The organism is Bacillus sp. GS3m_15504 (genome assembly GCF_055825275.1).
Genome location: NZ_JBVVNL010000002.1, coordinates 263,898 through 279,440 on the forward strand (window position 1 = coordinate 263,898; position 15,543 = coordinate 279,440).

12 protein-coding genes, 2 pseudogenes and 1 riboswitch are annotated in these 15,543 nt (G+C 32.9%); of the genes and pseudogenes, 6 read left to right on the plus strand and 8 right to left on the minus strand.

Features of this window, described 5'->3' with window-relative positions; translation table 11 throughout:
- Window positions 1–13: 13 nt before the first annotated feature.
- The 4 genes from kdpB to AC0L0O_RS20775 are packed head-to-tail and all read right to left on the minus strand — an operon-like array spanning window position 14 to window position 3,991.
- A complete protein-coding gene (gene kdpB, locus AC0L0O_RS20760) occupies window positions 14–2,107 on the minus strand; it encodes a potassium-transporting ATPase subunit KdpB (RefSeq protein ID WP_473786022.1) in 2,094 nt (697 codons plus the stop codon).
- Between the two features lie 18 nt (window positions 2,108–2,125).
- Entirely contained in the window at window positions 2,126–3,790 is a 1,665-nt protein-coding gene (gene kdpA / locus AC0L0O_RS20765; RefSeq protein WP_473786023.1) for a potassium-transporting ATPase subunit KdpA, read from the minus strand.
- 19 nt (window positions 3,791–3,809) lie between these two features.
- Window positions 3,810–3,890 carry a K(+)-transporting ATPase subunit F gene (gene kdpF, locus AC0L0O_RS20770; protein WP_098405503.1) on the minus strand — a complete coding sequence of 27 codons (81 nt, stop codon included), beginning with the start codon at window positions 3,888–3,890 and terminating at the stop codon, window positions 3,810–3,812.
- Window positions 3,887–3,991: a hypothetical protein gene (locus tag AC0L0O_RS20775; protein WP_098405502.1), complete on the minus strand. Its 105-nt coding sequence runs from the start codon at window positions 3,989–3,991 to the stop codon at window positions 3,887–3,889. Before AC0L0O_RS20775 ends, kdpF begins: the two co-directional genes overlap by 4 nt.
- Window positions 3,992–4,091: 100 nt before the next feature.
- Window positions 4,092–4,235: riboswitch (cyclic di-AMP (ydaO/yuaA leader) on the minus strand.
- A 307-nt stretch (window positions 4,236–4,542) separates the two neighbouring features.
- Here AC0L0O_RS20775 and AC0L0O_RS20780 point away from each other — a divergent pair.
- The 3 genes from AC0L0O_RS20780 (at window position 4,543) to AC0L0O_RS20790 (ending at window position 7,798) form a co-directional block, all read left to right on the plus strand.
- Window positions 4,543–4,965, plus strand: a complete 423-nt coding sequence (locus AC0L0O_RS20780) for a CBS domain-containing protein (RefSeq protein ID WP_098425949.1) — start codon at window positions 4,543–4,545, stop codon at window positions 4,963–4,965.
- Window positions 4,966–5,286: 321 nt separating this feature from the next.
- The gene (locus AC0L0O_RS20785) at window positions 5,287–6,642 is read left to right on the plus strand and encodes a TrkH family potassium uptake protein (RefSeq protein WP_134189259.1); all 1,356 of its coding nucleotides are present in this window, start codon (window positions 5,287–5,289) and stop codon (window positions 6,640–6,642) included.
- Window positions 6,643–7,120: 478 nt separating this feature from the next.
- On the plus strand, window positions 7,121–7,798 hold the full coding sequence (locus AC0L0O_RS20790; RefSeq protein WP_410986382.1) for a DUF421 domain-containing protein: 678 nt from the start codon (window positions 7,121–7,123) through the stop codon (window positions 7,796–7,798).
- Window positions 7,799–7,942: 144 nt separating this feature from the next.
- Here AC0L0O_RS20790 and AC0L0O_RS20795 read toward each other — a convergent pair whose 3' ends face one another.
- A complete protein-coding gene (locus AC0L0O_RS20795) occupies window positions 7,943–8,536 on the minus strand; it encodes a DUF421 domain-containing protein (RefSeq protein ID WP_473786024.1) in 594 nt (197 codons plus the stop codon).
- Between the two features lie 247 nt (window positions 8,537–8,783).
- Here AC0L0O_RS20795 and AC0L0O_RS20800 point away from each other — a divergent pair, with 247 nt between their 5' ends.
- Window positions 8,784–9,194, plus strand: coding sequence for a hypothetical protein (locus AC0L0O_RS20800; protein ID WP_044796527.1), 411 nt, complete (start codon window positions 8,784–8,786; stop codon window positions 9,192–9,194).
- A 171-nt stretch (window positions 9,195–9,365) separates the two neighbouring features.
- A complete protein-coding gene (locus AC0L0O_RS20805; RefSeq protein ID WP_473786025.1) occupies window positions 9,366–9,662 on the plus strand; it encodes a DUF1259 domain-containing protein in 297 nt (98 codons plus the stop codon).
- Between the two features lie 648 nt (window positions 9,663–10,310).
- Here AC0L0O_RS20805 and AC0L0O_RS20810 read toward each other — a convergent pair.
- From AC0L0O_RS20810 to AC0L0O_RS20820, 3 genes and pseudogenes are all read right to left on the minus strand, one after another.
- Window positions 10,311–11,741, minus strand: a pseudogene (locus AC0L0O_RS20810) (IS4 family transposase).
- A gap of 110 nt (window positions 11,742–11,851) precedes the next feature.
- Window positions 11,852–12,275 (minus strand): annotated as a pseudogene (locus AC0L0O_RS20815) (DUF1878 family protein).
- Window positions 12,276–12,442: 167 nt separating this feature from the next.
- Window positions 12,443–13,402 (minus strand): proline dehydrogenase family protein, encoded by a 960-nt coding sequence (locus AC0L0O_RS20820; RefSeq protein ID WP_473786026.1) that lies wholly within the window; start codon window positions 13,400–13,402, stop codon window positions 12,443–12,445.
- 117 nt (window positions 13,403–13,519) lie between these two features.
- Between AC0L0O_RS20820 and pdxR the strand changes: the two genes are divergently transcribed.
- A complete protein-coding gene (gene pdxR, locus AC0L0O_RS20825; protein ID WP_473786027.1) occupies window positions 13,520–14,935 on the plus strand; it encodes a MocR-like pyridoxine biosynthesis transcription factor PdxR in 1,416 nt (471 codons plus the stop codon).
- The last annotated feature ends 608 nt before the right edge of the window (window positions 14,936–15,543 follow it).

Here is a 15,543-nt window from a genome sequence, read left to right on the forward strand (position 1 = left end):
AACCCCTTCTTTATTAAATGAATAGTCCAACGACTAAATCAATTAATTTAATTCCAATAAATGGTACAAGCACCCCGCCAAAACCATAAATAAATAGATTGCGTGACAGCAGCGTATTTGAACTCATCGGTTTATATGCAATACCTTTCATTGCTAATGGAATCAATATCGGAATAATGATTGCATTGAAAATTAATGCTGAAAGAATTGCTGAAAATGGTGAATGTAATCCCATAATATTGAGTGCTTCCATTTGCGGAATTGCAACTGTAAACATTGCTGGAATAATCGCAAAGTATTTCGCTACATCATTTGCAATACTGAATGTCGTTAATGCACCACGCGTCATTAATAGCTGCTTTCCAATCGCAACTACTTCAATAATTTTTGTTGGATTGGAATCTAAATCAATCATATTTGCAGCTTCTTTCGCTGCCGCTGTACCACTATTCATCGCGAGACCAACATCAGCTTGTGCGAGTGCAGGTGCATCATTTGTACCATCACCTGTCATCGCAACTAATTTCCCTTTTTCTTGCTCTGCTTTAATAACTGCAATTTTATCTTCCGGCTTACACTCTGCAACAAATTCATCTACACCCGCTTCTTTTGCAATCGTTGCTGCTGTTAATGGATTATCACCTGTACACATAACCGTTTTAATCCCCATCTGACGAAGCTGTTCAAATCGTTCACGCATACCTGGCTTCACAGTATCTTTTAAATAGATTAAACCGAAAATATGATCCCCTACTGCAACTGCCAGCGGTGTACCACCTTCTTTTGCAATTAAATCTGCTTTTTGATTTAAATCTTTCGGAACAACGCCTCCTTGAGATTCCACCCAACCAATAACAGCTCCAACAGCTCCTTTTCTTACTTTCATTCCACTACTTAAATCAACACCACTCATTCGTGTCTCTGCTTTAAATGGCACAAACTCTCCTGCCTTTGCCTCTGATGCATTGTAAGATAGCCCTTTTAATTGTACGTAATCAATAACAGAACGGCCCTCTGGAGTCTCATCTAATACTGAGCTAAGCGCTGCCCATTTTGCTAGTTGTTCAATTGTTTCATTTCCAACTGGTAATAAAGTATGAGCCATCCGGTTACCAAATGTAATGGTACCTGTTTTGTCTAAAATTATTGTATTAATATCACCCGCTGCTTCTACTGCTTTCCCACTCATTGCAAGTACATTAAACTTTGTTACACGATCCATTCCAGCAATCCCAATCGCAGATAACAATCCACCAATTGTTGTCGGTATTAAACAAACAAGTAATGCCACAAGAATAGATGTATCAATTTGGAAACCTAGATAATTCGTAAATAGTGGCAGTGTTACAACTACAATTAAGAAGATTAATGTTAAACTCGTTAATACTGTATTTAATGCAATTTCATTGGGCGTTTTTTGACGTGTCGCTCCTTCGACTAACGAAATCATCTTATCTAAAAACGATTCACCTGGATTACTTGTAATTCGAATAGAAATCTCATCACTGACAACCATTGTCCCGCCTGTAACAGAGCAAAAATCGCCACCTGCCTCTTTCATAACTGGTGCTGATTCACCTGTAATTGCTGACTCATCAACAGATGCTAAACCGCGGATTACTTCACCATCACCCGGAATCATCTCACCTTGTTTCACGAGAACAATATCACCTTTTTTTAAATTTGATGCTGAAACTCTAGTAATTTCTCCATTTTCCTTTACGATATTTGCAAAGACGTCCTTTTTTGATTGTTTTAATGAGTCAGCCTGTGCTTTTCCGCGCCCTTCTGCTAATGCTTCCGCAAAATTCGCAAAAAGAACCGTGAATAAGAGAACTAGTGTAACTGCTATATTGAACCATAATGGAACATTTGTTGATAAGCTTGGCACGATTGATAAAATCAATGTAATAAGAAAACCAATTTCTACAACAAACATAATTGGATTTTTGATCATTTGTTTTGGATTTAACTTTACAATAGATTGTTTTAAAGCATTTAATATGATGTCACGATCCAATGTTTTCGCACTTCTAACTTCCCCATCTTCTATTTTGGGAGACGGTACAGCTTGTATTTGTTTTTCCTTTAACATAGCTGGTCGCATAATGATTACCCTCACTTCTTATAGAGTTAAAAACTCTGCAATTGGTCCTAATACTAATACTGGGAAGAATGTTAATGCACCAACAATAAAGATTGTTCCTACAAAAATCCCTCCAAATAACCCATTATCCGTTCTGAATGTTCCGACTGTTTCAGGTACTAATGTTTTTTCTTTTAAAGAAGCCGCTACGGCAAGCATCGTTACTAAGCCGAAGAAACGTGCTAAATACATAACAAGCCCAGTAGATATATTCCAAAACGGTGTACTATCCGCTAACCCTTCAAAACCAGAACCATTATTTGCTGCCGATGATGTAAATTCATAAATGACTTGTGTAATACCATGAAATCCTGAATTTATGATTGCCTCTGTACCTAAACTTGTTGATAAAGCAATTGCTGATGCTCCAAGAATTAATAACGGCTGGAATAATAGTGTTACCGCAATAAGTTTCATTTCTTTTCCTTCTAGCTTTTTACCTAGAAACTCGGGTGTGCGTCCGACCATTAACCCTGAAATAAAGACCGCAATTATTGCATACATTATAACGTTTATAAATCCTGCTCCAACACCGCCGAACACTGTATTAAGCAGCATATTTACAAGTGGTAACATGCCACCAATTGGTGTCAACGTATCATGCATTGAGTTAACAGCGCCTGTTTCAGATGCTGTTGTAACAGTTGCAAAGAGCGATGTCATTACCGTTCCGAAACGAACTTCTTTTCCTTCCATGTTTCCTTGTGTACTATCCATACCTACTTGATTTAAAACTGGATTTCCCTGTAATTCAGCTGTTACAACTGTTCCAAATCCGATAATAAACATCATGAGCATTGATACGAATAAAATTCTTCCCTGTTTTTTACTACCTATCATTCTTCCATATGTAAATGGAAGTGATGTTGTAATAAGCATCATAAGCATCATTTCTAATACATTTGTAATTGCCGTTGGATTCTCAAAAGGATGTGCAGAGTTAACCCCAAAGAACCCACCACCGTTATTTCCTAGCATTTTAATAGATTCTAAAGATGCTAATGGACCTCGTGGAATTATTTGTTTTGCCCCTTCAAGTGTATGTGCTACTGCGCTACCGCTAAATGTTTGCGGCATACCCTGTGCTACGAATACAATTGCCATAAGAAATGCGATTGGCATTAATACGCGTATGATTGCGCGAACAAAGTCAACAAAGAAATTCCCTAACTCTTTACCAGCTAAGCCACGAATAAAGGCAATTGCTAAAGCTAAAGTCGTTGCTGGTGCGGTGAACATCATAAACGTAATCCCGATTATCTGTGATAAATAAGATAAACCACTTTCACCGCTATAATGCTGTAAATTTGTGTTCGTCATAAAACTAATTGCTGTATTAAATGCCAGTGTAGGTTCCATTCCCTCTATTTTGCTAGGATTCAATGGAAGAACACCTTGAAATCTAAAAACTATATAAACAAATATAATCATACAAGCGTTTGTTAACAACATAGCAAATGCGTATTGTACCCAGGTTTGATTATTTTGTTTTATATTGCCACACTTAAAAATAATTCTTTCGATTGGCCCAAATACTTTATCTAATGTCTGACTACCTTGGAACGACCTTTCTAAATAAGCTCCCATTGGAATCGCTAGTAGTACAAACAGTAATATCGTTACAATAACTGCAACCCATATCATTATCGTTACCTCCCCTTACTTAAAACTTCTCTGGATTTAATAACGCATATACTAAATAACTTGTAATAAGTAATACTACAATCGAAAGTACAATCGTCATTTCGATTTTCCTTCTTTCACAATTTTATTTGACCAGCTTGCAAGCCCTATCATAGATGTTACTAATACAACCAAGATTCCGATTATTACTACATCTAGCATTATAATCCCCCATTCCTAAATGTTAAATTTTACCATTTAATAGCCAAAAAAGAACACTGAGGCTCTACTCAGCGTTCAAAAACGAACAACACAAAAGTAAACCTCCTCTCCAAACGCTTACGAGGTTAGCTGTCGGATTCGGGCCTAAAGAGTAGCCCTACTTTCGTAATGAAAGATTCACCCCAAGTGACAATGCACAAAATTGGTTCCCCCGCTCCATTTCTGGACTCAGCGATATAAGGTTGTTTTTGGAAAATTTTATAAACAATTTATGAATGTAAATATACTCCTCTAGATTTAACTTGTAAAGATTAGAATCACCTTAAATAAGGAGAAATTTAGCTATTTATACGATTATATGGAGTATAATGAATCTCTTATCATCTGTTTGCTTGTCTTTTCTTTCTTTTTCATCAAAATCGATTTTTAATATTAAAAAAAGAGAATGAATTTGAATATCTTCCTAGTAACATCTTGAATTCATTCCCTTTTTATATTATAAAAATATAAAGAATATCAAGAAAACGAACTATTAAAGGAGATTCAATAAAATGAACATTGCATTTTTTCTTACTCCTAAGAGTGAACTTGTATATATAAACATAAATTCAACGATGCGTCAGGCTTTAGAGAAGTTAGAACACCATCGATATACAGCTATTCCCTTAGTCAATGATAAGGGAGAATATGCAGGTACACTTACAGAAGGTGATTTGCTATGGAAACTCAAAAAAACATCATCTTTAACCTTTAACAATACCCATCAAATTCTTTTGAGTGAGGTTTCTTTACACCGTTTTAATGAACCAGTTTCCATAAATGCAGAAATCGAAAACCTTGTATCAAGAGCTATGGAGCAAAACTTTGTTCCTGTTATAGATGACGAAGGTATTTTTATAGGTATCGTTAAAAGGAGAGATATTATCCACTATTGTGCACAAGGTATATTATTTAACAATAATTCTATAACATGATAAAGGAAGGAAATAGCCAAGATATACACGTGCCTCAGCTGAATCCTAAACGTTGTAATATTGCTTTTTCGCAACTCTTTTTCTTTTTTAGATGTATGTGTTAAAAAATACTGGTTGTTAGGTGTTTTAGGTAGCCATTTGTTATCTAAATCTAACTTTTTTGCCCTCTATTTTTGCAAGTCCTATCTGTGAAAAGTCCTCTTTTTATTTGGCAAGCGAAAAGAGGACTTTTTTAATTTATCTCACACTATTGTTCTTTATATGATATTGTTTTTATGGGAATTTTAATTATACATATAGCGTTCGAGGGGAGTTATTATTTTGGTTCATAAAATTTTCAAAAGACAAAATCTATTCTTCAAACTAAATCCAGCACATATTTTAGTATTAGGTTTTTTAGGCTTAATTTTAATTGGAACATTTTTACTCATGTTACCTATATCTACTCAAGATCGTCATCATTTATCGTTTATTGATGCCCTTTTTGAGGCGACATCGGCTGTGTGTGTAACAGGACTTGCAGTAGTTGATACAGGAAGTACATTTACTGTATTTGGACAAATTGTTTTGCTTATCCTTATCCAGCTTGGTGGTTGGGGATTTATGACCAGTGGAATTTTGATGTTTCTTATTTTAGGGAAAAAAATCGGGATAAAGAAGAGACTGTTACTTCAAGAGGCTATTAATTCCTTGTCTTTGCAAGGAGTTATAAAATTAGTGCAACAAATTATTTTGATTACACTTGTGATTGAATTAGTTGGAGCAACTGTTTTAGCGATTCGCTGGTCATATGAAATGCCTTGGCCAAAAGCAATATATTACGGGATATTCCATACCATTTCAGCATTTAATAACGCGGGATTTGGACTAGAACCAGATAGTTTGAGTAAATGGGTAGGAGACCCTGTAGTCAATATAATAATTACGTTTTTATTTATAAGTGGTGGAATCGGTTTTATTGTGATTTTAGATGTAATTAAGAAAAGAAAAATCAGATATTTCTCACTACATACTAAACTTGTTTTAGTAGCCACACTGTTTCTTAACATCATAAGTTCCATTATTATTTTATGTTTAGAATACAATAACCCTGCAACATTAGGAACATTGTCGCTTGATGATAAAATATGGGCATCGTATTTCCAAGGTGTTGTTCCTAGGACAGCAGGATTTAACACCATCGATATCGGGCAAATGACAATGAGTTCTCAAGTCTATACAATAGCATTAATGTTTATCGGAGCATCTTCTGGATCAACTGGTGGTGGAATTAAGGTAACAACAGCATTCCTGCTTTTATTATCCATTGCAGCAATCATAAGAAATAGAGAGGATATTCATATATTTAAAAGAAGAATTCCAAAAAATTTAGTGAATCGAGCAATCGCTATTGCTACGACAGCGGTTCTGTTTATCTTTATTATATTCTTCTTATTAACAATTACTGAAAAACATGCTGAATTCTCTCAAATTTTATTTGAAACAGTTTCTGCATTTGGAACAGTTGGACTTAGCGCAGGATTAACAGGAGACCTTACTCCTGTAGGGCGTATTTTGATTACAATCATGATGTTTATTGGAAGATTAGGACCATTAACGATGGCATTTGCGCTTGCTATGGCCAAAAATGAGCATAATAAGATTCGTTATGCAGAAGAAAAAATCTTAATTGGTTAAATTATAATCATTTCTGTACTCAAATTAGGTAAAACAAAGAGGTAGTTCAAGTAGTTAGTTAACTATTTGAGCTACCTCTTATCATAACTCCAAAAAAGATTATTGCCGTACCCCTAATACGTAAAACTATTATCCATAAACGTTTAATATAGCTGAACTGTGTGACAACTAATTCAAACTATGACGAACAAGAAATTGACCATTTCTTGTTCAAATTATCCTATGCGAGGGAAATTCATTTTTTACTCCTAACAATGTATTAGCATGTTTTTTATGTCATTTAATTGGTCAATCCCTTTATTAAATTGAGATATGTATATGCAACATATATGCTGGAAATAACATAAAATATATCCTTTTGAGATTAAACAAAAATACAGTTTACTACCTACTATAACTTACTTCCCATATTTCTTATAATTTATTTTTCTATTAGAACTACTTTTGTTAAAAACTTTATGATAGGAGTTTTTAAAATATGATATATATGCATCTAACTACTGAACTTATTATTGGTTTTTTTCTTCTTTTTATAATAATTAAGTTTGTTGGCAGGAAAATTATTAATCAAATTACCCCATTCACATTTATCTCTGCCATAGTCTTAGGTGAATTACTCGGAAATGCAGTTTATGACAAAAATATTAGTGTTTATCATATTATCTATTCTATGACTTTATGGGGATTTTTACTTTTTATTGTGGAGTACCTTGGCCAAAAATTTTTATTTTTTAGAGGAGCTTTTGAAGGAAAGCCATCTGCACTTATAAAAAATGGCATAGTTGACAGGGAAGCATTAAAGAACAATAAGATGAATATTAATCAATTACAAAGTTTACTAAGACAGAGTGAGACTTTTTCAATTCGAGAAGTTGCGTTTTGTTATTTGGAAGCTAATGGGGCCATTAGCATCTTAAAAAAAATACAATATCAAAAAACTACTCGAGAAGATTTTAACATGCCTGATACGCCAGTGTATGTTCCTGTAACCCTTATAAGGGATGGAAAAGTCTTATGGGATGAATTAAAAGATTTAAACTTTGATGAATCCTGGTTAAAAAAACAACTCCTTTCCCAAAATATCTCTAATTATAATGATGTTTTTTTAGCAGAATGGCTAGAAGGAGATGGGCTTTTTATACAAAAAAATTATTAATTTATATTTATCCTTTGATAAGATTTCTTTTTTAGTAATAAATATAATTACATATATGCTATGTTCACTCTATATTTACAAAACATAGCATATTAATTAAAACTAAATTCTTTTATCCCTAAACCAAGGCATAATAATAAATTCTCATTTAAGCTTTTTATGATTCTGGTTATTTGTTTTTTTTACTTCTTGAAATATATTATTATTTTCTTCCTCTTCATAATATATATCGCATAGGGACTTATTATTAGTAGAATAAGATTGCATTAATTTGTGAAAATCCCTTACTGTTAAAGGTTTTGCATCATCCTTCAATTCATATCCCAATTGACCATTAGGCTCAAGTGTCGCTGTTTTTACATCTTCTATTTTAGAAATCCCTTGATTACGTAAACGCATTTCTAACTGATCGACTGTTAACCGTAGTTTAGTTAAGTTTGAAATATTAAGTGCACCGTTTTCAATTACCACTTTAGATTTACCAGTAATAAATTTTTCAAAAGCATTAGACTTTAGTTGAAAGTACTCCAAAAGAATAACAGTAACTACAAAAATACATGCACTAGCAATAGCCTTACTAACACTTTTTTCTACGATGGGTTGAACAATAATTGTACCTATTGAAATCATGACAACAGTTTGTGCTAAAGTCATTTGTGAGATTGATTTTCTTCCCGCAATTCTTAATAACAGAATTCCAGCAAGAATTAAAATTAACGATTGCCAAATAAAATTCACATTATCACCCTTCTATATACAACATTATTATTTTTTAGGGTGTACTTTAATTGACAATATATACAAAAAGGAATGTATTCACCTAAATATAAAATGGTGCATAGTATAACCTCAGCCATAAATAAAATTATTAATCAAAGATCAAATGGACAATGTGATTTGGTTGACAAATTACATTGTATACGCAATAAATACATGGATAAAAAATCCCTTCCACACTCTTTCCACCATTGAAAGGAAGATGTATATGAACGTTAACCTCTCGGAATACGGAAAACACTTACAAAATATAGGTTTAATTCTTATTGAATCATCTGATGAATTAGCTTTATTTTCTAACTCTTATGGGGAAGATACGCATCAAAAATTAGTAACATACAATAAGAATCTTGATAAAAATTTGAAAGCTCTAAAAACAACAATACCTCCAAACTTCATACTAAAAGAACATTCCATCCTTATAAAAGGGTTAGATGAAATATCAAACGCTTTTCAGCACATGATAAAAAGTATTGATTATATAGAAAATAAGTTTAATTTGGATGAGTATAACACAGGACTCTCTATAATAAACAAAAATCAAAGTTCATTATTAAATGCTGTGGAGCAAATAGTCAATAAAATTATTCATAGGTTATTTCAAACTTCCAAAATCTAAAATCTTTGTATGCATTAAAAATGAATGCTCAGTAGTTTCCTGAGAGCTTCTATTCCATTTTAAATTTATAGCTATATTTTTTCATTTCAGAAGGGTTCATTATCTGTTCTATGTCTTGCTCCTTTTAAATAAAAATTATAGTATAAGTCTTATTTAAAAGGAGCAATGTTCATGCCTAATATGTATACTTTGTGCGAACAATTTGGACAAATTTTAGGTGGGAAACATACAATCGAAAACGGAGTTTGCTCAGTAAAAATAAAAAGAAATAATTTACATACCTCGATTATGGGAAAGAATGCTGTATCGGATCACGTCATTGGAGCTATGTTCTCATTTGAAAGCCTAGATGAACAAGGAAACGCTTTAAATTTAGGAGAAACTGCTTTAAAGCAAGAAGAGGTATATCCTTTTATATCACTTCTACAACAGCAAGGGATATTTGTTAACTCCCTCCATAACCACTGATTGTTTATGGAGCCCTTACTTATGTTTGTACATTTTAGTTCAATAGAAAATCCAATATTATTTGCTCAAAAAGTAGCTTATACTTTTCAACAAGCTAAAAAAATGATTTAATAATTAAATTTCAAATATAGAAAAATATAAAAGGTTTATTCAGATAAGGTTTTTTGACCACTAGATGCGCTTGTTTCACTAATTCAATTTGATTATGAAATTAGTGAATATATTAAATAATTTCCTGAAACAGGTTAATTGTTAAACAAAAAGATACTCTCACTATACAGCGAGTATCTTTTTGTTTCGATTTTATATTAAAGAAATAATTTGTTTGATAAGTTCAATAATGTTTGGTGATATTGTAAATATGTAAATCCTATTTTTTGAACTGACATTCAAAATACATTTCTGTATCTTTACTATTTTTTCTTGTAGGATTCATCATATCAAAAAAGAATAATTGTACGTTTAGACATAATTAAACCAGTTCCTACTGGCTTTTAGTTTGGTTTAGGGGTAAGCACCCATCGCTATCAAGCTAAGCTCATACAACGTCAATTATAGTAGGGGTTGTTTCTTTTTTCTAAAGGCTATGTGTAGGAAATTTAAAGATTTACATGCGAAATAAACACTAACGGGTTTCATTTTTTTGATTTAAACCGCTTGATTATCAGACATGGTACAATTGTAAACGACACCTAATATATCAAAGACTGTTTTCTTCTCATACCTATGAGATTTTCGCCCGTTTTGCTGTAGGAGATTGAACAGGCGAAGTAACACCTTTGATAATTCTTGGGTGTCTTTCTGTATCGCTTGGAAAAGAAGAAGAAAGTAATCTTTAATCATATATATAGCCTTATATTCACTCAGTTCTCGTTTCTTTTTCATAAGAAGTAATTGCCGCATTTGAAACATGGTAGAAGAACAAAGTAGAATGGCAATCAATTGCCCATACAAATGGCATTCCAATCGTTCTAGTTTTATCTTTTTACAATGATGAATATGAAAGAATCACTTCCACGTTTTAAATAAAATCTCGATTTGCCAACGTAAAGAATACCAATCATGTACTTGTCCCAGCGGGACAATATCTGTAGGGGTATTTGTCATATATATATTGATACCACTGAGTCTTTTACTACGAGGAGAATACTTCATTCCTTTCTTTTTTTCCCTTACAGTTTGATCTTGTAATCGTTTTTGTTGTTGTTCTTTTGTTAGTCGATGAACTATCACACGAGTTGGGACTTTATCAGCCATTCCTACATAAGCGTTGGATATTTCACATGTTTGTCCTGGTTGAAGGGAATTCATTAAAACCTCCATATCTATCTGGATATACTCTGTACCTTTCTTGATTCTGCCATCTTGAAAATAATCAGGATTAGGATTTTTTTGATAGATACGTGTATTCGATTTGATACGTGAGATATAATAGACCTTTTTCTCTTGTATATGTTGAAGATCTTTCAAATGAAAATAGCCTAAATCTCGGATACATAAATCATTTTCTGTTATAGTTGGGACACACAGGGAACCGTAGGTTCGATCATGTTGTTTACCTGGACCTGTATGAATATGAAGGAACTGTCCACTTAATAAATCATACTCCAGCTGAATCTTTACTCCCGCTGTATGGCTGCATCCACCTGCACCTGGATAAACGAATGAAAAGGGATCTGGAAGTTGAAATGCAGTTGAATCTAAAATACGAATACGCTTGAAAACAGAAGTTTACGGAAAGGAAATCAGTATAGATGAGGTCAATTTTCGGCTTAGTAGTTCAGCTAGTGTGTGTTGTAAAAATTGGACGGCTGCTTTATTAAATCGTTGGTTCAGTCCCTCGGGACCGATGAACACTTCTGTCGAAAATTCTAAACAGCTAGATAACTGAGTTAAAGACGTCGTATCGATATTTTGGTTCATCCATACACATAAAGCGACTAAATCTTTTGCTTCGTACTTACTGGTTCGTTGTACGAAACCAACATCTCTAGCAAGATTCCGTAAGGTATTTGGAAATAAATAACGTTGAATCTCTTGAGCAAATAGTTGTAATTCATCAGACACAGAAACACACATAAAAAACGCCATCCTTTCCTATAATTCTACAGAAAGGATAACGCCTTTTTTGCTTTATGGATAGTGTAAAACCTTAGTTTTATAATGATGTAGCGGTACCAAGTAGCCGTTTAATAATTATTTATGCTACCTATATATATATATGACCAAACATTATTACTCATTTTTAATTGCTCTAAAAAATAATCACAGACATTCACAAAAATACATTGTTTTTTTAAACTTAATAATAAGTACTTTAATTCAAATTCTTGATAAAAAATCTTAGTGATATATAGTTTAAACTCATCTAAATTAGGCTTTTCTGTGTTGTATAGCATAAGTTTAAAATTTAGAAAATAAATGATTGTTTTGGGCAAAAATCGAAACTTCTTCTCTAGTTAATCGATCATGAAATGCAATTAAAATTTTTCTTAAGGCATTTACTTGTTCTTCTTCAAATTCATGATCTATAACAAATTTATCTGACTGAATCATACTTTGCATAAGTCTAAATTGATATCTTAATAAAGTCACTTCTTTGATTAAATCCATATCCCCTCCTTTATCAACTAAAATTTACCACTTTATGATAACGATTTATAACTTGAAATACAAATACTTATGATATACCACCCATAAAATTTTCGTTATGGGAGTAATTAAAACTATTAGCTTGATAGTGATGTGGTGCTACCCCATATTTTAAATATAATGTTCGTTCAATATAACGTACTTCTGTCTGTTAAGCATGGATTGATGATATCCGTTACTGCACGATATAGATTTTCCGGATATTCAGCTATTCGATGACATAAATACAAGTACCACTCTTTTCCGTATGTTAAATATACTTTACAGTTGTACCCCTTACTTTTTAAATCCATTAACAAATCTGGACGGATTCCGTAGAGCATTTCCATTTCTACGTTGGGTTGATTAAGGTATTGACGGTTTTCTATTTCTTGAATAAGCATTTCATCATGCGTGGCTATGGATACTGGATGGTTAGATTCTATTATTTGTTCTACAAGTTTAAGATAACGATTATTTAATTCCTTTGATCTAGGCATAGCAACATCAGCTGTTTCTTGATAAGCCCCTTTGACAACTCGTATTTTCCCAGGATAATGAACTAATTCCTGAACATCATTGTTGGACCTATATAAATGTGCCTGTATAGTGATCCCTACATTAGAATATTGCGTAGTTGTTTTTTTATAGATATCAAGAATATCGTCAGTTTTTGATGTTTCTTCCATACTTATCATAAGTGTAACGCCGTACAGATTTGCTTTCTTGGCTAACTCAAGTAAATGAATATAAGCTGTTTCTGGATCCACAGATAATCCAATATGTGATAAATCAAACGAAACAGTCGACTTCATGGAGAACAAACCCATTTCTTCAATAAGATTCAAAAACTCGTTTTTGGCGTTTCGGCATTCTTCTAAATCTGTTGTATTTTTACCAATGTATTCCAGTGAAATAGAATAACCTCTTGAAATCAGTTCTTTTGCTGTTGCAAGCCCATCTTGCCTATGCTCTCCGGTTACAAACCGTTTAGCGGCTTGCAATAATAAAGGATAGAGTTCATTGGACTGCTGAATATAAGATTTAATATGTTCATTTCGTGCAACCGATTTAAGTGCTTGGGTGACTTGAACCTTTGGATTAGTCATAACTTACATCTCCTTTTTCATATTTACATAAACTTTATCATGGTAAAATAGTTTATATTAGTACCATTTATAATGAATTTTCAAAGTACCAATTCTAGATAAGGAGTAAATTTCAATATGCTTTGGATACCCATTGACCGGTCATTAGATATACCATTAATTAGACAAGTTTATCAGCAAATACGAGAACAAATTTTAAACGGGGACTTACAATCAGGAGAAAAACTACCGTCGACACGTGAACTATCTTCTGAGTTGAATGTATCCAGGAATGTGATTTTGGAAGCGTATGATCAATTATTGGCTGAAGGATTTTTAGTTGCAAAAAGGGGTGCTGGAACATTTGTTGCTGAAGGAACTTTTTTAGAACAACAGAATAAAACACCTTCATTTCATTCTGTGAATTGGAGTGAAGATAAAAATAAAGATGATAACATCATCAACTTTCGTTCAGGTATACCAGCACTGGATTTATTTCCGCGTAAGACATGGGCAAAATTGTCTCATACCATATGGAATGACATTGCACCTTCTACTTTTGGATACGATATTCCCGAAGGACGTCCGGAATTACGACAGGTTTTATCACGCTATTTACTGAAAACAAGAGGTGTTGATTGTCATCCAGAACAAATTGTGATTACATCTGGTGCAACCCAAGCTATGACACTTGTTTCTAAATTACTTTTATCGCCCGATGATACAGTGATAATGGAAGATCCAATCACCAATGATATTCAAACTATATTTAAAACTTCAGGTGCTCTTCTTTCCCCTATACCTGTTGATGAATACGGAATGAAGACATCGTTGCTGCCATTAAATAATTATCCAAAGTTTATCTTTGTTACTCCGTCCCACCAGTTTCCGTTAGGAGGAACGTTACCAATTCAACGAAGGATTCAATTGATTAACTACTCTAGAAGAACAAATTGTTATCTTGTTGAGGATGATTATGACAGTGAATTTAGATATGAAGGACCACCTGTAAGTTCATTACAGGGATTGGATTCAGATCGTGTATTATATATTGGTTCGTTTAGTAAAATCTTATCACCAGCCCTTAGAATGGGATATTTAATTCTTCCTTCACAACTTATTGAAAAATGTCGCAAGCTAAAATGGTTTTCGGATTTACATACCCCTTCTTTAGAGCAGCTTATCCTTGCCCGTTTTATTGATGAAGGCTATTTGGAACGACATATTATGAAGATGAAGAAAATGTATAAAAAGCGAAGAAACTTTCTTATTCATTGTTTAAAAACAACATTTTTGGATAAGGTTAATATTTTCGGTTATTCAACAGGCTTACATCTAATTGTTGAATTAAATGAATGCCATTTTTCAAAAGAATTAATCGAATGGATCGAACTGTTTGGAGTTAAAGTATATCCTGTAGAAGATCATACTATAAAAAAAGGAAAACATCATAATCGAATTATTTTAGGTTATGGGCATCTAAAAAAAGAAGAAATTAAAGAAGGTGTGACCAGACTACATAAAGCAATATATAATTTAAAATCCAAAAATTAAAGCCGAGCCGTCCTTAGGTTAGCATGCGGACAACTCGACTTAGTTTTCTGTCAGGATCCCATAACTATCCAGCTAAAAATTTATAGTACCTCCAGAAGGGGAATTTTAACTTTTTACAGTTATTCATGAAAATCCGACTCATTCCTTTCATTTTGGAGAACAATCAATTTCTTAAGTTGATGGCGATAGGGCACAATATCATTTGGAGAAAATTGTACGTTCAGACAAGATTTAGACATAAAATAACCAGTTCCCTGTCCATTAAGGAACTGGTTATTTTTTATCACTTTGTGATAGGATTTTTATCTCGAAATAATCTTAAATAATTGGCTTTTTCCAATTTAAGTGAGTTGTGTTAGAAAAAATATTAGACTGAAAAAGTGTTTTCTGTGTCTGAAAGAACTTTTTGCTATCATAAAATACAAAGTATCGAAAAACCTTGAAAAGAGCCCCTTCAGTACTCCAGTGATATGAACCATAAGTTTTCCGAAACGGCAAGCTTATGATTCTTTTGGTTTGATGCTTCCAATTGCGGCATTCTTATAGAAAGAGACTTATTTATATTTATATATAAATAATAACAAGAAAATGAATTTCGTATTATAACT

What these genes read in the sequence shown, in the direction of transcription:
- AC0L0O_RS20775 (WP_098405502.1), bottom strand. Translation starts at nt 3,991, where the DNA reads ATGCTAGATGTAGTAATAATCGGAATCTTGGTTGTATTAGTAACATCT.
- AC0L0O_RS20820 (WP_473786026.1), bottom strand. Translation starts at nt 13,402, where the DNA reads ATGACTAATCCAAAGGTTCAAGTCACCCAAGCACTTAAATCGGTTGCA.
- kdpB (WP_473786022.1), bottom strand. Translation starts at nt 2,107, where the DNA reads ATGCGACCAGCTATGTTAAAGGAAAAACAAATACAAGCTGTACCGTCT.
- kdpF (WP_098405503.1), bottom strand. Translation starts at nt 3,890, where the DNA reads ATGACGATTGTACTTTCGATTGTAGTATTACTTATTACAAGTTATTTA.
- AC0L0O_RS20805 (WP_473786025.1), top strand. Translation starts at nt 9,366, where the DNA reads ATGCCTAATATGTATACTTTGTGCGAACAATTTGGACAAATTTTAGGT.
- kdpA (WP_473786023.1), bottom strand. Translation starts at nt 3,790, where the DNA reads ATGATATGGGTTGCAGTTATTGTAACGATATTACTGTTTGTACTACTA.
- AC0L0O_RS20790 (WP_410986382.1), top strand. Translation starts at nt 7,121, where the DNA reads ATGATATATATGCATCTAACTACTGAACTTATTATTGGTTTTTTTCTT.
- pdxR (WP_473786027.1), top strand. Translation starts at nt 13,520, where the DNA reads ATGCTTTGGATACCCATTGACCGGTCATTAGATATACCATTAATTAGA.
- AC0L0O_RS20800 (WP_044796527.1), top strand. Translation starts at nt 8,784, where the DNA reads ATGAACGTTAACCTCTCGGAATACGGAAAACACTTACAAAATATAGGT.
- AC0L0O_RS20780 (WP_098425949.1), top strand. Translation starts at nt 4,543, where the DNA reads ATGAACATTGCATTTTTTCTTACTCCTAAGAGTGAACTTGTATATATA.